The sequence below is a fragment of the Metallosphaera cuprina Ar-4 genome, from assembly GCF_000204925.1.
Taxonomy (GTDB): domain Archaea; phylum Thermoproteota; class Thermoprotei_A; order Sulfolobales; family Sulfolobaceae; genus Metallosphaera; species Metallosphaera cuprina.
In genome coordinates, this window is the sequence record NC_015435.1 from 125,271 (window position 1) to 146,041 (window position 20,771).

25 protein-coding genes, 2 tRNA genes and 1 rRNA gene are annotated in these 20,771 nt (G+C 40.0%); 18 read left to right on the forward strand and 10 right to left on the reverse strand.

Annotated features, from left to right (window positions below):
• Nucleotides 1-2: 2 nt before the first annotated feature.
• Genes MCUP_RS00725 through MCUP_RS00790 form a run of 14 tightly spaced genes read left to right on the forward strand, consistent with a single transcriptional unit; the run spans nt 3 to nt 8,951 of the window.
• Entirely contained in the window at nt 3-545 is a 543-nt protein-coding gene (locus tag MCUP_RS00725; protein WP_013736751.1) for a 30S ribosomal protein S4, read from the forward strand.
• Nucleotides 523-921, forward strand: a complete 399-nt coding sequence (locus MCUP_RS00730) for a 30S ribosomal protein S11 (protein WP_013736752.1) — start codon at nt 523-525, stop codon at nt 919-921. The genes MCUP_RS00725 and MCUP_RS00730 overlap by 23 nt, the downstream gene beginning before the upstream one ends.
• A gap of 1 nt (nt 922) precedes the next feature.
• The gene (locus MCUP_RS00735; RefSeq protein ID WP_013736753.1) at nt 923-1,711 is read left to right on the forward strand and encodes a DNA-directed RNA polymerase subunit D; all 789 of its coding nucleotides are present in this window, start codon (nt 923-925) and stop codon (nt 1,709-1,711) included.
• A complete protein-coding gene (locus MCUP_RS00740) occupies nt 1,708-2,061 on the forward strand; it encodes a 50S ribosomal protein L18e (RefSeq protein ID WP_013736754.1) in 354 nt (117 codons plus the stop codon). Before MCUP_RS00735 ends, MCUP_RS00740 begins: the two co-directional genes overlap by 4 nt.
• The gene (locus tag MCUP_RS00745) at nt 2,058-2,501 is read left to right on the forward strand and encodes a 50S ribosomal protein L13 (RefSeq protein WP_013736755.1); all 444 of its coding nucleotides are present in this window, start codon (nt 2,058-2,060) and stop codon (nt 2,499-2,501) included. The genes MCUP_RS00740 and MCUP_RS00745 overlap by 4 nt, the downstream gene beginning before the upstream one ends.
• Nucleotides 2,491-2,904 (forward strand): 30S ribosomal protein S9, encoded by a 414-nt coding sequence (locus tag MCUP_RS00750; RefSeq protein ID WP_013736756.1) that lies wholly within the window; start codon nt 2,491-2,493, stop codon nt 2,902-2,904. Before MCUP_RS00745 ends, MCUP_RS00750 begins: the two co-directional genes overlap by 11 nt.
• Before the next feature lie 5 nt (nt 2,905-2,909).
• Nucleotides 2,910-3,110 (forward strand): DNA-directed RNA polymerase subunit N, encoded by a 201-nt coding sequence (locus MCUP_RS00755; protein WP_013736757.1) that lies wholly within the window; start codon nt 2,910-2,912, stop codon nt 3,108-3,110.
• Nucleotides 3,111-3,119: 9 nt separating this feature from the next.
• Complete coding sequence (rpsB, locus tag MCUP_RS00760; protein ID WP_013736758.1) at nt 3,120-3,797, forward strand: 30S ribosomal protein S2; 678 nt, start codon at nt 3,120-3,122, stop codon at nt 3,795-3,797.
• Nucleotides 3,788-4,636 carry an AmmeMemoRadiSam system protein B gene (gene amrB / locus MCUP_RS00765; RefSeq protein ID WP_048057357.1) on the forward strand — a complete coding sequence of 283 codons (849 nt, stop codon included), beginning with the start codon at nt 3,788-3,790 and terminating at the stop codon, nt 4,634-4,636. Before rpsB ends, amrB begins: the two co-directional genes overlap by 10 nt.
• Nucleotides 4,614-5,264, forward strand: a complete 651-nt coding sequence (locus MCUP_RS00770) for a hypothetical protein (protein WP_237698003.1) — start codon at nt 4,614-4,616, stop codon at nt 5,262-5,264. The genes amrB and MCUP_RS00770 overlap by 23 nt, the downstream gene beginning before the upstream one ends.
• A complete protein-coding gene (locus MCUP_RS00775; RefSeq protein WP_013736761.1) occupies nt 5,234-5,908 on the forward strand; it encodes an isopentenyl phosphate kinase in 675 nt (224 codons plus the stop codon). The genes MCUP_RS00770 and MCUP_RS00775 overlap by 31 nt, the downstream gene beginning before the upstream one ends.
• A complete protein-coding gene (fni, locus tag MCUP_RS00780; protein WP_013736762.1) occupies nt 5,905-7,005 on the forward strand; it encodes a type 2 isopentenyl-diphosphate Delta-isomerase in 1,101 nt (366 codons plus the stop codon). Before MCUP_RS00775 ends, fni begins: the two co-directional genes overlap by 4 nt.
• The gene (gene gds / locus MCUP_RS00785; RefSeq protein WP_013736763.1) at nt 7,005-7,988 is read left to right on the forward strand and encodes a geranylgeranyl diphosphate synthase; all 984 of its coding nucleotides are present in this window, start codon (nt 7,005-7,007) and stop codon (nt 7,986-7,988) included. Before fni ends, gds begins: the two co-directional genes overlap by 1 nt.
• On the forward strand, nt 7,989-8,951 hold the full coding sequence (locus MCUP_RS00790; protein WP_013736764.1) for an MraY family glycosyltransferase: 963 nt from the start codon (nt 7,989-7,991) through the stop codon (nt 8,949-8,951).
• A gap of 113 nt (nt 8,952-9,064) precedes the next feature.
• On the opposite strand, the gene MCUP_RS00795 is transcribed toward MCUP_RS00790, so the two are convergent.
• From MCUP_RS00795 to map, 10 genes are all read right to left on the reverse strand, one after another.
• Nucleotides 9,065-9,137, reverse strand: a tRNA-Asn gene (locus MCUP_RS00795).
• 136 nt (nt 9,138-9,273) lie between these two features.
• Nucleotides 9,274-9,349: transfer RNA gene (locus MCUP_RS00800), tRNA-Pro, on the reverse strand.
• A 148-nt stretch (nt 9,350-9,497) separates the two neighbouring features.
• Entirely contained in the window at nt 9,498-9,875 is a 378-nt protein-coding gene (rpl7ae, locus tag MCUP_RS00805) for a 50S ribosomal protein L7Ae (protein ID WP_013736765.1), read from the reverse strand.
• A gap of 212 nt (nt 9,876-10,087) precedes the next feature.
• Nucleotides 10,088-11,785, reverse strand: coding sequence for a glutamate--tRNA ligase (locus MCUP_RS00810; RefSeq protein ID WP_013736766.1), 1,698 nt, complete (start codon nt 11,783-11,785; stop codon nt 10,088-10,090).
• Between the two features lie 6 nt (nt 11,786-11,791).
• Nucleotides 11,792-12,460, reverse strand: coding sequence for a phosphoglycolate phosphatase (locus MCUP_RS00815; protein WP_013736767.1), 669 nt, complete (start codon nt 12,458-12,460; stop codon nt 11,792-11,794).
• Nucleotides 12,457-13,623, reverse strand: a complete 1,167-nt coding sequence (locus MCUP_RS00820) for an HD domain-containing protein (protein WP_013736768.1) — start codon at nt 13,621-13,623, stop codon at nt 12,457-12,459. Before MCUP_RS00820 ends, MCUP_RS00815 begins: the two co-directional genes overlap by 4 nt.
• Before the next feature lie 30 nt (nt 13,624-13,653).
• A 5S ribosomal RNA gene (gene rrf / locus MCUP_RS00825) occupies nt 13,654-13,772 on the reverse strand.
• A 33-nt stretch (nt 13,773-13,805) separates the two neighbouring features.
• Nucleotides 13,806-14,000 carry a hypothetical protein gene (locus MCUP_RS00830; protein ID WP_013736769.1) on the reverse strand — a complete coding sequence of 65 codons (195 nt, stop codon included), beginning with the start codon at nt 13,998-14,000 and terminating at the stop codon, nt 13,806-13,808.
• Between the two features lie 5 nt (nt 14,001-14,005).
• The gene (locus MCUP_RS00835; RefSeq protein ID WP_048057359.1) at nt 14,006-15,148 is read right to left on the reverse strand and encodes a DUF1512 domain-containing protein; all 1,143 of its coding nucleotides are present in this window, start codon (nt 15,146-15,148) and stop codon (nt 14,006-14,008) included.
• A 59-nt stretch (nt 15,149-15,207) separates the two neighbouring features.
• A complete protein-coding gene (gene map / locus MCUP_RS00840; protein WP_013736771.1) occupies nt 15,208-16,101 on the reverse strand; it encodes a type II methionyl aminopeptidase in 894 nt (297 codons plus the stop codon).
• Between the two features lie 51 nt (nt 16,102-16,152).
• Between map and MCUP_RS00845 the strand changes: the two genes are divergently transcribed.
• The 4 genes from MCUP_RS00845 to MCUP_RS00860 are packed head-to-tail and all read left to right on the forward strand — an operon-like array spanning nt 16,153 to nt 20,612.
• Nucleotides 16,153-16,833, forward strand: coding sequence for a metal-dependent hydrolase (locus MCUP_RS00845; protein WP_048057360.1), 681 nt, complete (start codon nt 16,153-16,155; stop codon nt 16,831-16,833).
• 4 nt (nt 16,834-16,837) lie between these two features.
• Nucleotides 16,838-18,235, forward strand: a complete 1,398-nt coding sequence (gene pheS / locus MCUP_RS00850; protein WP_048057678.1) for a phenylalanine--tRNA ligase subunit alpha — start codon at nt 16,838-16,840, stop codon at nt 18,233-18,235.
• On the forward strand, nt 18,235-19,866 hold the full coding sequence (gene pheT / locus MCUP_RS00855; protein WP_013736774.1) for a phenylalanine--tRNA ligase subunit beta: 1,632 nt from the start codon (nt 18,235-18,237) through the stop codon (nt 19,864-19,866). The genes pheS and pheT overlap by 1 nt, the downstream gene beginning before the upstream one ends.
• Entirely contained in the window at nt 19,863-20,612 is a 750-nt protein-coding gene (locus tag MCUP_RS00860) for an alpha/beta fold hydrolase (RefSeq protein WP_237698004.1), read from the forward strand. Before pheT ends, MCUP_RS00860 begins: the two co-directional genes overlap by 4 nt.
• Nucleotides 20,613-20,771: the final 159 nt, after the last annotated feature.

Below are 20,771 nucleotides of genomic sequence, written 5' to 3' on the forward strand. Positions count from 1 at the left end.
TCATGGGAGATCCTAAGAAAAGTAGGAGGAAATGGGAAGGTCCTGGGATGCCATGGCTATCTCAGGCTCTAAAGTCAGAACAGGAAATTATGGGAAGGTACGGTCTTAGAAACAAGAGAGAGATATGGCTTGCAAGAACGATAGTAACTGGCTACAGACATATGGCAAGGTCTCTGCTTGCTCTTCCCCCCTCGGAGAGGGCGATGAGGGAAAAGCAACTTTTATCGAAGCTCTATAAAATAGGTCTCCTTAAATCAGAGCAGTCATCAATAGATGACGTTTTAGGTCTGGAGGAGGAAAATCTGCTTGAGAGGAGACTACAGACTATTGTACATAGAAAAGGGCTAGCCAGGACCATATATCAAGCAAGACAGTTAATAGTACATGGGCACATTGCTGTGGGAGGAAGAAAAGTTACCTCCCCAGGTTACATTGTAAAGAGAGACGAAGAGGATTCAATAGACTTTTATCCTATTTCTCCATTCAAATCAAACCCTCCAACTGAGAGTAAAGGTGAGGTAGATGTCGAGCAAAAGGGAAATTAGATGGGGCCTAGCTAGGATATATGCATCGCAAAATAATACTATCATAACGATAACAGATATTACAGGAGCTGAGGTGGTATCGAAAGCCTCTGGAGGCATGATGGTTAAGGCAGATAGAGAAAAACCGTCTCCCTATGCTGCCATGTTAGCGGCCAATAAGGCTGCTGCAGAGGCCTTAGATAAAGGGTTAATGGCTATACACATCAAAGTTAGGGCACCCGGTGGAGCAGGGCCTAAAACTCCAGGACCTGGTGCTCAACCCGCAATTAGATCGCTCGCTAGATCAGGTTTCATTATCGGAAGAATAGAGGATGTAACTCCTATACCCCACGATACGATAAGGAGACCAGGAGGCAGGAGAGGAAGGAGAGTCTGAGATGCCTATTCAAGAGATAAAGAAGAGCAATTATTTTATTTCTCTTTTAACTAGTGGTTATCCCTTAGAGTTCGTAAATGCTGTGAGAAGGGCTTCAATGATTTACGTTCCTGTAATGGCTGTTGATGAAGTCTATATTGTTGAAAATAACAGTCCACTGTACGACGAAGTCTTAGCTCATAGGTTAGGACTGATTCCTTTTGATAGTAGAGAAGCGCTGGACTTTTACAGAAGACCGGAGGAATGTATTGACTGTGCAGAGAACTGTGAGAAGTGTTTTACCAAAGCGTACATTGAGGTTAGTGCGGAAGAGTCTCAAGTCATGGTTTACTCTAAAGATATAAGAACGGAGGATCCTAATGTGATTCCAATTAGCAAGGACATTCCTATTGTGCTTCTAGGTAAGAAGCAAAAGATATCTCTTGAAATGAGAATGAGACTAGGGTATGGAAAAGAGCACGCAAAGTTTAACCCTGTGACAATGGCTATAGTTAGATACAAACCTAAGGTTAAGGTTAATAGTAACTGTGAGAAAGCAGCAGAGGTCTGCCCGTACAAAGTGTTCTCATATGAGAATAATGAACTGAAAGTAGAAAACGAATTAGCTTGTACACTATGTGAAGAGTGTGTAAAATTCTGTCCAGGTATTACTGTTGAACCAGAGCCGGATAAGTACGTTCTTGAGCTCGAGTCTGTGGGTTCACTCGATCCGAGGAGAATTTTAATAGAAGCAACAAAAAGTATACTGAACAAAGTCGAGGAGTTGAAAAAGAAGGTGGAGGCTCAATGAAAAGGACAGGAAGTACTAATATAGAGAAGAGAAAGTTGATACGTCTTTTAGGTAAGCAAAACAAGGGTATTTGGAAAGCTGTGGCAAAGGAGATTGACGTGCCGTCAAGGAAATCCAGAATAATAAACCTTTATAAAATAAATAAGTTTACTAAAGACAATGACGTCGTGGTTGTCCCTGGAAAAGTGTTAGGCATAGGTAATCTGGACCATAGAGTTACTGTAATAGCGCTCGATTTTTCGGCGAGTGCTTTAAATAAGATAAATAAGGCTGGAGGTAAGGCCTTACCTTTAACCAAGGGTCCAAATGAGCTTCAAAACAAAGTTAACGTGAGGTTGATGAAAGGATGAAGGACGTTATAATAATAGATGGAGAGAATCAGATTTTGGGAAGGCTCGCTTCCACTGTGGTAGGTTATCTAAAGGAAGGGTATAGGGTGGTCATTTTGAACTCAGAGAAGATAGTTATAAGCGGTCCACGGAATAGAGTGGTTAACGGTTATATGTTACTCTTTGGGATAGGAACTTTATTCAATCCTTATAAGCAGGGAGTAAGAAGACCTAGATCTCCTATAAATATAGTGAAGAGGACTATTAGAGGTATGTTACCGAAGAATCATAAAGGAGTTACCATGCTAAAGATGGTAAAGGTATATGTAGGAGTTCCGGAAGAGTTCAAAGGGAAAGAGGTCATTAGATTGGAGGACGCTGATGCGAACAGATTGGGTGGTAAATATATCACTGTGGGGGAGCTATCTAAAGTTCTGGGGTGGAAAGTAAATGTCAAGTGAAACCCGTGTTATTATAACAAACGCAAGAAGGAAGATGGCTAGAGCGAGGTGCTATCTATATCCAGGGAAAGGTAAGATTTTCGTTAATGGGATGCCTGTTGAACTCTTGCCAGAGGAAGTGTTAAGAATGAAAATCATGGAACCTATGATCTTAGCTGGAGAAGGAATAACTAATAAGGTAGACGCTAAGATCTATATGAAGGGAGGAGGAGTTATGGGTCAAGCAGACGCCGCTAGAATGGCTCTTGCGAAAGCTTTAGTTAGATTTACAGGGAGCCAGGAACTGAAGGAACTATATAAGCGCTATGATAGGACTATGTTAGCTGGAGATCCGAGACAGACTGAGACCGAAAAATGGATGAGATATAGTGCTAGAAGGTGGAGACAGAAGTCTTACAGGTGATTATGTTGATAATTCCAGTAAGATGTTTCACTTGTGGATCTCTAATATCGGACAAATGGGACGTATTCAGTACCAGAGTTAAAGCTGGAGAGGATCCAGGTAAGGTGTTAGACGAGCTTAACGTTAAAAGGTTGTGTTGTAGAAGAAGTTTATTAACACACGTTGACATTATAAGGGAAGTCGTTAATTATACAAGGCCAATTTAGGTGATATAAATGAGCGAGAACGAAAGAGGTACTCAATTAACAGAGGAAGAGAAAGAAGAACTCCAAAGAGGAGAGAAAGGAGCTATTATAGAGTTACTTGTCCCATTGGACAACTATCTCTCTGCTGGCGTTCATATAGGAACTCATACGTGCACTAGATACATGGAAAGGTTCATTTATAGGGTTAGACCTGAAGGATTATATGTTTTAGATGTAAGGAAAATAGATGAAAGGTTAAGAATAGCCGCTAAGTTTCTCTCCAGATTTCAGCCCCAATCAATATTAGCGGTAGCTTCTAGGCCATACGCGTTTACTCCTGTGCAAAAGTTCGCTGAAGTTGTTGGCGCTAGATCCGTAGTAGGGAGGATGATACCTGGAATGCTCACTAACCCGTATCTAGAAGATTTCATTGAACCTGAGGTTTTGCTAGTCTCTGATCCTAGAACTGATGTACAAGCTATCAAGGAGGCTGCAGACATGGGGATTCCCGTAGTGGCGTTTTCAGATACAGACGCTAAAGTAGATTACGTTGATTTGATAATACCCTCCAACAATAAGGGGAGGAAATCATTAGCCCTTTTATATTGGGCTCTAGCCAGACAGGTGTTGAGGGAAAGGAAAGAGATAAGTGCAGACGGCAACATTCCGGTTAAAGTTGAAGAGTTTGAGGTGAAACTATCCCAGTAAGAAGACCAGCGGTAGCTGGATCTTTTTATGAGGATGAACCTCAACAGTTGAAAAAAAGGATAGAGTGGTCCTTCCTCCATAATTTGGGTCCTGGAGAGATTCCACAAGAGCGAAGAAGAAACAGAAAGAATCCACTTTTTATTGTCCCGCATGCAGGATACATATATAGTGGTCCCATCGCTTCTAACTCCTATTATTACTTAGTTCAAGAAGGTAAACCAGACCTGGTGATCATTCTAGGCCCTAACCATACAGGCTACGGGTCATGGGTGTCAATTTGGCCTGAGGGAGAATGGAGAACTCCTTTAGGTTCTTATAACGTAGATCAGAAACTTGTAAAGGAACTTGTATCCGTCTCAGAAGTGATTGATATAGATGAAAAGGCTCATTTATACGAGCACTCTATCGAAGTTCAATTGCCATTTTTACAGTACTTCTTCAACGATCTTCGTATCTTACCGATAGTCGTTTTGATGCAAACGCCCGAGATCGCTGAGTCGATAGCTGAGGGTATTTGGAGGTTCATTAACAGACACTCAGACCTTGATATAGTGGTGTTAGCTAGTTCTGATCTAAATCATTACGATCCTCATGAAGTTACCATGGCAAAAGATGATTTGGTCATTAGGAAAGTTGAAGAACTAGATCATAAGGGACTTTACAGGGTCATAGAGGAGCAAGACGTAACAGTTTGTGGATACGCTCCAATAATGGTATCATTAATTTTGGCTAAGAAGATGAACAAGAGGCCGTACATTCTTAGACACGCGACTTCTGGTGATACGTCTGGAGACAAATCGTCTGTGGTAGGTTATCTTGCAGCTAGATTCGGTGATTGAGGCACCATTAATTATTTCTGGAACGTTGCTCAATGGGGTTAACAATCCTTTACTTATCGTCCGTGGGAGGTTTATATACTCTCGATTGGAAACTCCCATATGGTGGGCCAGTTTTCTCGAAATTTTTAAGGAAGCTACCGGTTTTAATCCAATTCCCATTAGGATAGGGGACATCCCTTTAATCTCGCAATATGCCGTAGCCTCTCTACAAGCCATCAGACACCTAAGCGATAAACTGGAGCTTACAGAGGAGGAGGTTTGGAGCACTTTGGATCTTATAGACCAGGCAATGTTCAATTTTGACGTATTGAAGGGTATAAGGTACGTTCAGAGATTTTCATCTTCCATTTTGTATAGATCATCAGAGGACCCTGTAATTGTAAACGTAAAGCCTCTTAAAGTTAGGAAACTAATGAGTTACCCAATAGATGAGCCTAGATTCTTAGACAGTTCAATTGTTCACTTGTCCGGATTTTTACCCGTTAAGCTTAGTTCAGATTTTTCAGAAGCGAACGTTGATGCTGAAAATGGACTTTGGAGAATGCTTTATGGGCTTCCAGCGCCACCCGGCAAATTCAAGTGGGTGTGGGACCTGAATTGGGCAAGCCTTCTAGAGTTATTAAATTAGGAGGGAGCGTAATAACCTGTAAATCTGTTCCGTATTGTCTAGACGTCCAAGTTATTAGGCAATGTATAGGGGAGCTGTCAAGTTTCGCAGAGGGTCTGGTTTTAGTTCATGGTGGGGGAAGTTTCGGACATTACGAGGCCTCAAGATCAAACAATGTTAGGATCACGCTAACAGCTGCATCTATGCAGGAACTGAACGCTTATATCCTCCGAGAAATGGCCTTAAAAGGTATTAAGGCTTTTCCACTACCTGGTAGATTCTACTCTAAAGAAACGATAGAGACGATCTTGGACTACGGGCACGTTCCCGTACTTTATGGTGATATTAAGCAAAACGGGGAGATAGTGTCAGGAGACGATTTAACAGTTCTCGTGGCCAAAGAATACTCGTTGACTGCCCTATTCGCTACCGATGTAGATGGAGTTCTTCTAGGCAATAGAGTTGTTAACGAGATCTCCTCCCCCATAAAGCTAGATACCTTAGCATCTAAGTCTCTAGATATCACTGGTGGAATGCAAAGGAAGATTGAGAAAATTTTCCAACATAAAGTTGACGCAGTTATATTTAATGGAAAGAAAAAAGGAAACGTTTATAACGCGTTACATGGAGAAAGGATAGGTACGTTCATTAAGGTGAGGAAATGAGTCTAATTAACAGGAAACTAGAACATGTTGAGATATGCCTATATGAAGATGTACAAGGTAAAGTTTCAACACTTCTTGAGGACGTTGTGTTAATACATCAAGCCTTACCAGGATTGAGTTTGAGAGATGTGAATACTAAGACAAGGTTCTTAGGAAAGGACCTATCTTTTCCTCTAATGGTTACTGGAATGACTGGGGGGCACGATGAACTTGGAAAGGTTAATGCGACTATAGCTCAAGTCGTAGAAGAGATGGGACTAGCAATGGGAGTGGGAAGCCAAAGGGTTGCAATAGAGAGACCCGAAACTGCGGAGAGTTTTAGGATAACAAGGAAAATGGCCCCCACAGCCCCTCTAGTTGCCAATCTAGGGTTACCACAGGTAACTAAAGGTTATGGTACAAAGCAGTTTTTAGACGCAATTCAAATGATAGAAGCAGACGCAATAGCTGTTCACTTGAATCCGGCTCAAGAACTCTTTCAACCTGAAGGTGAACCCGAATATCCTCTATCTGCCCTTGATAAACTTAAGGACATATCTAATGACTTAAACGTTCCGGTTATAATAAAAGAGTCTGGAACTGGCATTTCTATGGAGACCGCTAGGCTACTTGATCAGTATGGGTTCCAACTTATTGACGTTTCAGGACAGGGCGGAACTAGCTGGATAGCAGTTGAAATGGTTAGAAATAGGAGAAAGGGAAATTGGAAGATGAGGAGCTCTGAGTTGTTCGCAGGGTGGGGAATCCCAACAGCAGCATCAATAGTTGAATCTAGGTACGTTATCCCTAAGGGATATTTGATCGCAAGTGGCGGAATAAGAACTGGACTGGATATCGCAAAGGCCTTGTCCTTGGGAGCTAATTTGGCAGGTATGGCTAACCCAGTACTTCAACACGCTGTAAAAGGCAAGGAACAGTTAAAGAGCTTTTTCGAGGAGGTTTCATTTCAATTAAAAGCAGCTATGTTGCTTTCCGGTTCCAAAAATGTTGACAGTTTAAGAAAAGCCCCTATAGTAATTTGGGGAAGATTAAGAGAGTGGATGGAGAGCAGGGGATTAACCTTATCAATATATGAAAGTATTAGAAAAGGAGCCTAATGGAACTAGAAAAATATCTTGGAGAGGTAATAACGCAAGTCAATGAAACCATTGATAAATATATTCAAGGAGATGTGCCGGAGCTATACGAAGCTTCAAGGTACCTATTAAAGGCAGGAGGGAAGAGACTACGTCCGTTGATGGTGGTTCTCTCTTCAGAACTTCTAGGTGGTAGCAGAGATAGGGCTATTTTAGCTGGAGCAGCGATAGAAGTATTGCACAATTTTACATTAATTCATGACGATATTATGGACCAAGATACGACCAGAAGAGGATTACCCACGGTTCACGTTAAGTGGGGGATCCCAACCGCGATTTTAGCTGGGGACCTATTACATGCAAAGGCCTTTGAGTTAATTACTGAATCAATAAAGGGACTTCCAATTGATTTGGCTTACAGGGCACTGAACTGCTTCTCAAGATCAATAGTCATCGTTTCAGAAGGACAGGCAATGGACATGGAGTTCGAGAGAAGGTGGGACGTTACCGAGAATCTGTACCTAGAAATGATAAGGAAAAAAACGGCCCAACTTTTCGCATGTTCAGCTCACTTAGGTGGTCTTTTAGCTAATGGTACAAATGAAGAAGTAAACAGTTTATATGATTTTGGAGAAAAAATTGGAATAGCATTTCAAATAATGGATGACATTCTAGGGATTACCGCAGATGAAAAGGAGTTAGGCAAACCTCTTTATAGCGATATAAGAGAGGGGAAAAAGACGATACTTCTAATCAAAGCGCTTGAAAGAGCTAACGAACATCAAAGGAAAACCATAATGAACGGTATGGGCTCAAGCGAAGTTTCAACACTAAGTAGTGTAGCTTCTTTGCTATCCGAACTGTCTTTAGATTACTCCCAGCAACTAGTTAGGAAGTATTATGAAAACGCACTAAGGTCTCTATCAAAAGTGAGGTCTCGCAATCAATTGGCCCTTGATGGATTAAGAGCGATTGCGGATTTAATAATAACAAGGCGAAAATAATTGTTAGAACTACTAATACCTATTTTAATTACTGTTTTGGTAACACTTATTACAACAAGGTGGACAATAAACGCGTCAAAAGAAAAGGGATTTGTAGGTGTTGATGTGAACAAATTAGAGAAACCCAAAGTTCCTATACTGGGAGGTATCGGAATATTAGCTGGATTTGTAGGAGGTAATTTCGCCTTAATCGTAATAGATCAAAAGTTCACTGGAATTATAACGGCGGTTTTAGTATCATCTCTAATAATCGGCTTCATAGGAATGTTAGACGATGTTTTTAATCTTAAACAGTCCTTGAGGGCCGTCACTCCTGTTTTCGCCTCCGTTCCTTTAGCTATATACAGTGTTGGTCACTCTACTATATCGATACCGTTCATTGGTCCAGTAAATTTTGGCTTATTATATTATATATTAATAATTCCTGCAGCTCTAACTATAACCTCTAACGCGTTTAATATGTTAGAAGGGCTAAACGGATTAGGAGTAGGAATGGGAATAATTATGGCGCTCACTCTAACTCTATTAGGCCTTAGAGGTAAAGGTGTTACCTTTGTGTCAGGAGAAATGGCATTAATCCTCGCAGTATCTTTGCTTACATTCCTATATTTCAATAAATATCCTGCTAAGATATTTCTCGGTAACATAGGCACCTATCTTATAGGTTCTGCGATAGGTGCCATTGGAATAAGCGGGTACTTTCTTACTGCATTAGCATTTCTTTTCATTCCTTACGTGATTGAATTTATATTAAAAGCAAGAACAAAATTTAAGGGGGTTTCATTTGGTAATGTAAATGAAGATGGGACCCTATCGTGGACCGAATATCCTAATTCAATAACTCACGTAATTATGAAGATGGGAAGATTTAAGGAATATCAGATAGTTGCCATTATATGGGGTATAGAAATAATAATGGCTATCCTTGCGTTCATATTTCAAATAACAGTAATAAAACTTTAATCTTTACAAGAGTGTTTAAATTGTAAAACTGGATTAGTTTGTTTTTTCCCATTATTTTGAGAATAAATAGGACACCAAGTTAGGGTTCAACATAACTAAGAACCGAAATAACGCGCCGCGGGACGGACTCGAACCGTCGACCGCTCGGTTAACAGCCGAGCGCTCTGCCAGCTGAGCTACCGCGGCACGTTGATTATAAAAATGACAAGCCATTTAAAACTTTCTGATATCACGTTATAGTTGATGTAACTCTCTCAAATGAAGTAAGAGTCTGTGTTTCTAATTAGGTTGTATAATTAAGAATTATACAGAAATTAAAAGATGGGGCCGAGGGGATTTGAACCCCCGATTACCAGGGCCCAAGCCTGGCGTCCTGGCCCAGACTAGACGACGGCCCCTAACTTCAGATAATGAGTTTCAGCGATTTAAGCTTAATCTTGATGAGGTCAGAGAGTTACTTCACGTCAATGTAGGGTTGGCAATAAAAGGAGAAAAGTATGGATGATATCTAAATAAAAAATGAACTTCTTTAATATTTTAGAATCCTTAGGATTTGCCGATTAGTTCAGACACTCTCTTAATTACCTCATCAAGTATATCTTTTCCTTGTCCTGGATCAGTTATAGCAGCCGCAGCAGCACCTACCTGTAGCCCGCAAGCTTCTCCAATTCCTTTCTTAGTTGGTACGTAAATGTAGGATATTTTCTTCTCTTCGCATAATGGAGGTAAATGGGCTACTATTTCCTCAGGTTGGACATCTTCTGCTATGATTACTAACTTTGCATTTCCTCTCTCTACAGCCTTTGTAGCTTCGTTTGTACCCTTTCTTATCTTTCCCGTCTCTTTTGCTTTCTTAAGGGCTTCAAGAGCTTTCTCCGCCAATTCAGGCGGAACATCAAATTTTACATAAGATGGTTTTGCCATTGGCGTTCATCCTCCTACTTATGTCGTCACGCAATTTGATTGAATGTATTATAAATTATAAAGTTACTTATCGGGTGCTCTATTGGGAAGTTCAAAAGAAATATCAAATTAGCAAAAATTCTTTCGTAAAACCAGTTTAAAATTTTCAACCAATAATAAGACTAAAAACAAATAAAGGACAAAAGAGAAGGCTCCTCAGTTATTAGATAGATCTAATCATGTGAATATATCATGATTAAATTTCCTTCACTCTTTTGATCAACTCTCGCAAACCCGTACCTTATGAGCTGAATAATATCTCCTTCTCTCAGTTTGCTAAAGTACTCCTCTCCATATCCTTCTACACGTTCAATCTCACTACTAGGATTGGCTACTAGAACCTCGCCCCTTACGCTATCTTTCTTCTTCACCCATTGGACAATGCTAAAGCCAAGATTCCTAGCCGTTTCAATATCCTGGCCTATGAATCTAGCCGTGTCTCCTTCTATTTTGACATTGCATAAATCCATAAGTCTAATACTCTTCCCATTCTCCACATCATTAGAATCGAGGTAAATCTCATCGCCTGGTTCCACTTCTATTTCTCTGAACTCTCCTTTGGCAGGAATTAGAGGTATCTTAGCCACGAGTTTCTTTGGAATATCTAATTTGAAAATCATAGGCCTATATACGAACATCAGCCTCCTAGCAAGAGGATCTAACAACTTCCTATTTATCGAAGCTATGTTATCAAAGCTTATTGTGGCATCAGTAACCTTGATGCCTACGTGAATCATAATTTCTTTGATTGTCTCTGGCAAAATCCCTCTTCTCCTTAGACCGGCTAGAGTTGGCAACCTAGGATCGTCTCTACCGGTTCCTGTTTCTAGCATACCTCTGATTTTAGATTTACTCATCATAAAGTTTTCCAGTTTTAATCTACCGTATTCTAAAACAACTGGCATCTTCCAGTTCATATAGTTATATACCCATCTCTGCTTTTCCGAATTGGTAATGTGCTCCTTAGCCCTAAGTATATGGGTTATTCCAAAATCGTGATCATCCACCACAGTAGCGAAATTGTAAGTTGGCCACACTATGTACTTATCGCCTGTAATAGGATGCGGGTTCTTTTTAGTGTCTATTATCCTAAACATCACCCAATCTATTTTAGAGGGGTCAGGATCGTTGGGGTCGGTCTTAATTCTCACTACTGCTTTTCCTTCGCTAAATTTACCCTCTAGCATCTTATCCCATAATTCAAGATTAGTTTCGGGGGGAGTCTCTCTGAAAGGATAGACCTCTCCTTTTCGCTTAGAGTTTCTCCACGATTTAAACTGTTCGTCGCTTCCTAGATCAACGTATGCGTATCCTTTCTCTAGCATAATCTTTGAAACTTCGTAATAGACCTCCATCCTTTCCGAGGCCTTAAACTCCTTCTCCCAGTCGATGCCTAACCACTTCAGATCCTCTTTAATCCAATCGTAAGCCTCTTTCAGAGGTTTCTTGATCTTAGGATCCGTATCATCAAACCTGAGTATAAACTTACCATTGTACATAGCTGCATATTCTGCGGATAATATAGCTGCTCTAGCGTTTCCTAAATGAATAGGACCGTCGGGATTAGGAGCGAATCTGGTTACAACCGTACCAGTAACGTTAGGAAGAGCTGGGAGACCTTTCCTTTCCTCACGTTTTCTCTCCTCTAAAAGCTCAGGATATCGTTGAAGTTCTCTCTTCTGATCTTCTAAACTCATTGAGTTTACTTTTTCGATTATCTTTTCCGTCAAGGAAACAATTTCCTTTGCAATGGATTTAAGCTCAGGGTTTTCAGCGAATACCTTGTTGATCACTGGACCCTTCTGTGCCTTTCCATCGTGTTTTACAGCGTTCTGTAAGGCATATTTATAAATAATCTCCTCTAGGTTCATCTCATCTCATCTCAGTAACATGTTCACAAGCTCAGTAATTCCGTTCCCACTTTTTAATTTAAGTACAACGTTAGCACTTTTTATGAGATCTTGATCCGCATTGGAGACTGCAGCCTTTATAGCTGCATATTTAAACATGTCAATATCAGTTTTTGAGTCTCCAACAGCAGCCACTTGGTTTTCATTAAGGTTCATTATATCAAGCAATTTCCTAACTCCAACGCCCTTCCCTCCTGGTTTTCCAGATAGATGTAAAGCGTAACCGCTAGAGCTTATCATAAGTCCTCTCTGGTTGGCCCACTCTATCATCTCGTCAGTTATTATAGCAGGAGTGTATCCGAAGTCTGATTTTCTAAATTCATTTTGCCAACTCTCTTTGAGGTTAAAGGTCTTAGCGAATTCAGAAACTAAACTTCTAGGTACAACTTCACAGGTCCTTATTGTCACACCTTGATAAAACACCAAACATCCATTCTCTGCAACAATACCACCCGAAAATCCTAGATAATTTTGTAATCCACGTAGAACTGGATATGAGTTACCACTAACTATTGCTACCTTGATTCCAGATTTCTCTGCTCTCCTCAAAGACTCGATAGCGTTTAAATCTAAGATATAGGAACCTCTATCGATCGTTATTGTTCCATCTAGATCAGTTAGGAGTAATCTTATCACAACATTTCCCTTGCTTTCTCTGCATATCTCCGATCAACATAAACTCTTCTGATAACAAGTTTCTCTGGTATTGTATTTAGTAAAGTGGGATATTCGCTCAGCGATAGTTCTTTATCTTTTGAAATTACTTTTATCCTTGATTTGTCAAAAATGTTTATTATTTCTTCGAAGGGATAAATGGAATCCGATGGTATAACTCTGCTTAATTTCTCTGTGGCTTCCTTGAACTCGTTATCGCCTTTATCTCCATAGCCTATCTCATCATAGATCACTTTTGGGCCCCTCCTATCTAAAAAATCCTTAATCATTTGAGACAACGTTGAGTTAGAACTGTTTGAGTAGCATCTATATAAAGATCCGAAAATCCACTCATCATCCCAATAAGGAAACGTTCCGTAGGAAATCATAGATTTAATGTCTTCTACGTTTAGCCTAGTTTCGCACTCTTCTATCATCTTTGAGTACAGGCTTGTAAGAAACAACTCATAACCAAGGATGGTCTTATGATAATATACAGCCTGATACATATGAAGTCTTGAAAGGTAAAAATTTTCAAGGCTGATTATCCCCTTATCCTGTACAGTAATTCCACTCTCATTATAAGTTATTGTAAATATCAACCTTTCCAGATCTATCCTACCTAGTTGAATACCAGTATGGATAGAGTCTCTCAACAGATAGTCCATTCTATCAACGTCGGCATCACCATCTATCAGCGATGTAAGGAGAGTCTCTCCATTCAATATTTCTCTTATCCTCTTTAGATCAAGTCCATATTTCTCGATGGCTTCGTCAAAAGAACTCATAAGAATGAGATCTCTCAGGTCTTTGTTACTGAAGCCTTTCTTGATATAGAAGCTTTCTATCGCATGACTAAATGGAAATTGACCAATGTCATGGAGAAGAGAAGCTATCTTAACGTCGTTTAACTCAGAATCTGATATAAAACCTTCCTTTACTAATTTTTTCCCGATCTTTTCTGTAAGATAATACGCTCCTAGAGAATGGCTAAAGCGAGTGTGGTTTGCTCCGGGGTAGACTATATATGCCAGGCTAGTTTGTCTTATTCTTCTCAGTCTTTGAAATACTGGTTCGTCTACAAGACTCGTGGCTACGTCATCCAACTCAATTGTACCGTGTACCTCGTCAAATATTCTTTTCATATAATTAATACTAAATATCAAGTTAAAAGTCCATCCCAGTTTGGAGTAGCTGCGGGCCCTTTCGGATCCCACCGCATCTCCAACGCAGAGGGCTTAACTTCCGGGTTCGAGATGAGTCCGGGTGTTTCCCCCCTGCTATGACCGGGTGGACAACCTTATAATGGAAAGACCAACTTAAAAAATTATTTCTTAGGTATTATAGCTTCAGCATATATACCGGCAATGTAGAGGGGCCCGTTATCCTTAGGGCAGTTGCCAACTAACTTCAACACAAAGTCTCCCACTTGGAAATCTCTCTCTTGAGAATAGTCGCATTGAGTGCACTTTATAACAGTCTTAACCTTGAGGTTTTGCTTAGAATCTACTGATATCGCCATATCTATCACTGAGCTATTCCAGCCGTATTACCGACTCCAACTAGTACTACAGTACTACCAGGCTTTGTCCTTTCCAAGATAATTCTCCTTACGTATTCTAAGGCCTTATCAGCAGCTAAATAGACTTCCTTTCTCATTTCCGTAATAGCCTCCTCCATACTCATTTTTACGATCACTGCATCTATTGGAATTCCATATTTTACAGCAACTCTCTCTATTGCGATTTTTTCAGGTCCTGGATCTCCCATTGCAACACCCATTCCCTCAGCTACAGATCCAGTTTCCTCTCCTTCTAACTTTAGTGCAGCGTCAACAGTTATTATCCTGGATACTCTGCCTCCTTCTCTTTCAATTACGTTCTGTACTCCTTCTCCTGGAGTTCCAACCGTAGCCATGGGTCCTTCGGCTTTCACCACTATCACTTTCCTACCTTCTAACTCTATAGATCCCGCTACTGTATCCCTACTTACTGTAAACTTTTGATCTGCCTTCATTAAGAGTCTAGAAGCCACAAACGGACCTAAGCCGTCCCCTATAGGTATGCCTTGTAAGAACACCTTTTGGGCTTTAGCGTAAGCCTCTGCATATTTAACGTAAATGGGTGCGACCATTTGAAGTTGGTACATTATCATTATACTGTTTAATTTCTTAGCCATTATTAGGTAATGTCTTATCACCTTGTAAATTAAGTTCAGCGCGTTTACAACCTCCGTAGATATTTCAATTTGGCTTCTCGTCATAGGATCAATATTGGGATTTATTGAAGTTATCATGTTTCTTACTGTGTCCTCATTGGTCCTCATCAGTAACTTCATCCTATTAATTATGTCTGTCGGCTCTACCGACACAGGATCTATAACGAACCTATCTATAACCCTATCAATGAAAGCCTTTGGATCAGGAAACCCCTTATCCTTTAATAGTTTCTCAGTCAAACTCCTGGAGTCTTTCAGATATCCCTCTATCATTTGAAGTTTTTGTTCTACATCTCTACTTAGGAACATTATTTGAGTTTTTTGTTGTACTCCTGGGAAAAATGAAAGGGCTAATAGAGCTATGAAAAATATATAAAATATGTACGAGAACGCCAAAGCTGCTCCGCTTTGACCCTGGCTTGTTTGGGCAAGAGCTATAATTAATCCATTCATGATGTCCGTATAAACTCATGATTATGAGAAATTAAACTTTTATCAAAACATGAAAAACCCTATGTTAAAATCGTTGTTTCATTATCGTCAACGTATACCGTATGTTCAAACTGGGAAACCAAGCCTTTCTTTACTTCAATAAGGACGGGATATGAATGAAGTACACCCTTTTTAGATAAGATTTTTAAAAGACGCTCAATCTCCTCTTTCTCTCCCAGGTCGCCTAGCCATCTCTCGCTAAAAGGAAGAGTTCTAAATCTCCTTTCTATTTCCTCACTCAATCTCCTTTCATTTTCATCCAATTCTCTTACGTTTTTGTTCCTAAGCGAATAGATCGTCACATCCTTTCCTTCAATAACTTCTCCCCCACCATCAGTAGCGAACGGTTCAATCGCATAAGTATTTCCAACCTGAATTCTGCCTGGTATCCTTTCAAATACGTTCGGAACGAAAACGCCAGCGTGAAGCTCGTATCTTCGAATCAAATGCCCACCTAAATTTCTTATAGGTTTGTAACCATAGCTCTTGATGATCTTTTCTATAGACCTTCCTATATCAGAAAGGGACGCTCCTGCTTTAAAATTTGAGATTGCCGCCCTTAAGGCATCTTTAGCGGCTTCGGCCAGCCTCTCCATTCTGTCGTTGAGATATACTGTTATGGCCGTGTCTGTGATGTAGCCATCTATATGCGCTCCAATGTCTAGTTTTACGATAGCTTCCTCAGGTATAACTTTTTCATCTCCTATTATTGGGCTGTAATGGGCCGCCTCTTGGTTTATTGAAAGGTTACAAGGGAAGGCTGGTCTAGCTCCATGTTCTATGATAGCTTTTTCTACGCTTTCACATACGTCTATAACCTTTACTCCAGGTTTGATGAGCTTAGCCCCAAGATCTCTAGCCTTAGCCGCTATCTCCCCAGCAGTCTTAACCAGCTTCAGTTCGTCTTCTGTCATAAGGTGTATCTAACCTATGAAATTTTTATTTTTAGTCTATATACATGCCTTATGTCACAAATCAGGTGGTTAGGTCACGCAGCAGTGGAAATCTCGATGATGGGGAAGAGGATCGTGATTGATCCTCTTATAAAGGATAACCCGATGTCTCCGATAAAGTTAGACTATCTAAAAGGAATAAACCTGGTAGGTATAACTCACGATCATTATGATCATCTAGGCGATTCGGTAGAAATACTGAATATGAACCCAAACTCGAAACTTTTTGCCACGTTTGATTTAGAAATGTATTTAGTTAATCAATTCAAAATTAGAGAGGAACAAGTCATCCCGGCAAATATAGGAAGTTTTGTAGAGTATGATGGAGTAAAGCTTGCTTTGACTAAGGCCGTGCATTCTAGCGAACACAGTGATCCAACTGGAATAATAATATCTGATGGAAATAAAACTATATATCATGCAGGAGATACGGGCCTATTTGAAGACATGAAATTGATAGGCCAGATATTTCAACCTGATTATGTTCTTTTGCCCATAGGGGGGAGATTTACTATGGATCCTAAACAGGCAGCGTTAGCACTAGATATGCTTAAACCTAGGAAGGCTGCTATCCCTATTCATTATAATACTTGGGACATGATTAGAGTTGATCCAGGTGAGTTTGTAAAGGGAGCTAAGGAGAGAGGATACGAAGCTGTACTGTTACAACCTGGACAGTCAATAGAGTTGTAGTATGATGTTAAGTGAAAACGAATTAAAAATTATTCAGTTTCTAAAGGAGAGAAAGAAGGCTACTACCGACGAAATCAGTGAAGGTACAAATCTTCCTTTGAGTTCAATTTTTAGCAATATTGCCAACCTTGAAGCTAAAGGTGTAATAAAGCAGATTTCGTCTGAGGTGAAAAAGAGGGTTAAACTCACAGAGGAAGGAGAGCGTAGATTACGTGAAGGTCTTCCAGAGGATAAGCTTATCTCCATTTTAGGAGGAAGGGAGACAAAAGTTCATGAGATTAAGGAAAGGCTAGGTAAGGATTTTGAGATAGGGTTAGGATGGGCAAAAAGAAAGGGGTTGATTTCGATTGAAGGGGACCTTATCAGACCTAAGGTAGAAAGATTTACTTCGCCTGAATATGTGGGGCTAGTGGAGATATCTCAGGGGAAAATTCCAAATGAGTCTATCCTAGACACTCTAGTAAAAAGGAAGCTGGTCGAAGTTAAAGAGGAGAGGGTGATCAGAGTAGAACTGGTAAAAGATGTTGAGGTCAAACCTGTAGAACTTTATTTGACTCACGAGATGCTCTCTACGGGTACATGGAGGAACTACGAGTTTAAACCTTATAACGTTGATGCACAACCTCCGTTCTTCCCTCTTGGAAAAACTCACTATTTTAGAGACTTTATTGAAAAGGTAAAGGACTTGATGATAACTCTAGGCTTCACGGAGGTCGTAGGAGGTTATGTGGAGATGGAGTTCTTTAACTTTGATATGCTTTTCCAGGCTCAGGACCATCCAGCTAGAGAGATCCATGACTCTTTTGTCGTCGAAGGTCAAGGAAAACTTCCTAGCCAGGATTTAGTAAGAAAAGTTAAAGAGGCTCATGAGAGGTGGTGGAGGTACTTATGGAATGAAGATAATGCAAAGAGGTTAGTTTTACGTAGTCAAACAACGGCTGTTACTGCTAGGGTGCTCTCAGAAGGTGAAAGGAGGAGAAAGGTGTTCACTATAGGAAAGGTATTTAGACCTGACGCTATTGACGCCACTCATTTAATTGAATTCCATCAGATGGATGGATTAGTAATTGAGGAAGGGTTCACTTTCAAAGACTTACTCTCTACTTTAAGAGATATTTTTCAAGGTTTAGGAATTAAAAAGTTGAAGTTCAAACCTGGATATTTTCCATTTACTGAACCTAGTGTAGAAATATATGGTTACATTGAATCCCTGGGTTGGAAAGAGATGGCAGGAGCTGGGCTTCTAAGGAAGGAGGTTACGGAACCTGCAGGTGTTTATTTGCCTGCAGGCGCTTGGGGGATAGGCATAGATAGACTAGCTATGTCATTCCTAGGGGTTCAGGATATAAGAGACCTCTACTCTTGGGATATAGAATATTTAAGGAATAAAAGGGTGATATAATGCCTACCATAAATATAAACAAATGGATCTTAAAGGACCTAACAGGGTTAAATGAGCAGGAATTAGAAGAGTATTTATTCAGACTTAAATCAGAAGTCTCTCCATTAAACGAGGACGAATACTCGATAGAGGTAAACGCAGATCGCCTTGATATGTTAAGTCTGGGCGGTATTGTAAGAGCTTTAAAAGGAATTACCGAACAAGAATTAGGTGAGCCTCGTTACATCGTTAAAGAAACTGATTATTCACTAGAGGTAGGTGACGTACCATCAAGACCTTATGCTCTAGCCTGTGTGGTTTATAACGTTAAATTAGATCCGGAAGTTTACTTAAAAGAATTGATACAATTTCAAGAGAAACTACATGACACTATAGGAAGGAAGAGAAAGAAGGTAGCTATAGGAATACATGATCTTGAGAAAGTTAAAAGTAAAAGAATCCAGTATCGGTTAGTACCATACTCAGCCAAGTTCGTTCCACTAGGTCAAGATAAGGAGATGAGCGTTGATGAAGTTTCCCGGAACACCTATCAAGGGAAACAGTACTCTCAAATTTCCATGAGGGATGGATATTCCCCTGCGATAGTGGACGAGGAGGGGATATTAAGTTTGCCACCAGTAATAAATTCTGAAAGAACTAGAGTAACTAGCCGCACTAAGTCCCTATTATTAGACGTAACAGGAACTAACCTAGACTCAGTCGTTCAAACTATGGACTTGATCGCTACGGGTCTTGCAGAATTAGGCGCAGAGATAGGCATAGTGAAAATAGAAGGAATTGAAATTGGAAGGTCCCCAGTCTTAAGACACGATACCGTTTACGCTAGGTTAGCTGACATTAGAGAAAGGCTAGGGATCAATTTGTCTGGAGATCAAGTGGTAAAACTGCTCAGGAAAATGAGAATGGAGGCAGAAGTAAGGGGAGATAGTGTCGTGGTTAATGTTCCTCCCTATAGAGTTGATATAATGAACTATACCGATATAGCTGAGGACGTAGGTATGGCGTACGGTTATGAGAATTTCGATTTGGAAAAGTCTAGAGTTTATGAGACAGGCCACCTATTTTCAATAACCTCGTTATATAGAAAGCTTAGGATTTCTCTAGTTGGTGCAGGCTTCGTAGAGGTTTATTCTCTTAATCTTATCAAATCTTCATATCAGAAAGGAGAATATGTGAAAATTTCTAACCCTATATCAATTGAGTACGATTCCATAAGAAACTCACTAGCCTGGAACAGCCTTCTCTTTCTTTCAAGAAATCAACATTCGAGGTTTCCTGTCAGGATATTTGAGATAGGGGATGTAGTAAGGAGAGACAACGCCAAGGACACAGGCTACACTAACGAAACAATGTTATCAGTAGCCATTATGGACAGTAGAGTAAGCTATGAAATGCTTCAAGCTCCAATCCATCAGGTTTTACTGAATTTAACTGGAACAGTTCCATCTTATAAAGCAAAAGATAATGACTTGTTCATCAGAGGTCGATCTGCAGAAATATGGTTAGGCTATGAAAAGATAGGAATTTTAGGTGAAATAAACCCATCAGTCTTAAATGAATTTGGCTTAGTTTATCCAGTTCTATTTTCTGAGATTAGTTTGAACGTCTTGGAGGAGGTAATGAAGCCTTGAAACTAACTATGGCTAACGTTAGTATAAACTATGAAGTAAAGGGAGAAGGAGATCCAATCGTATTAATACATCATCTAGCCGGTTCTATTGAAAGTTGGGAGAAATTGATAGTACCACTTAGCTCTAAACATAGAGTTATTGCCTATGACCTGAGAGGACATGGTAACAGCTCGGTGCCTGCTTCCCCGTACCTAATATCAGATCACACGTCGGATCTTATCAGTTTGCTTGAGTACCTATCGGTTAAAGACCCAGTAATAATAGGACACTCCATAGGTTCACTTATTGCGATAGATTTCTCACTAAAGAGATCGGTTAAAAAGGTGGTCCTAATAGGAGCTTTATATAAAGCCCCTGATAAATTTTCATATATGAGATATGTTGATGTGGCGGTAAGATTTGGAATGGAAGGATTAGCTTATCACAGAAGAATTAGAGGAGAACTACCAAGTAAGATAACTGACGATTTTGAAAATTGGAATAGATTTGTTAGACTGTATAGGAAAACTAGCGTAAAAGGATATGTGAACAGCGTCTATGGGCTGCTAGCGGCTCCAAATTATGAAGAAGAACTTAGTAAAATAGAGGAAGTAGTGTTAATTTACGGTAGTAATGATGGATTGAGGCTTAACAAAGACGTTTTTACTAGATCTACGAAGGTGAAGTACCATGAAATCCAAGGTGCTGGTCACTTCCTAAATTTAGAAGAATCTGAGAAATTATTGGAGCTCCTGAACCAATTGTAGTACGAGCTCCTTGTTCCTGAGTCTCATTCCTAAGGTCGTTGTCTTGATTAATCCTAGAGACTCAATAAGACCCTTTCGGGGATTGTGGCTTCGCAGATCGTAAGTGCTGCATTCCTTAATTAGATCGTTTAATGTCCCTCTTAGGTCATTGTTATTCTC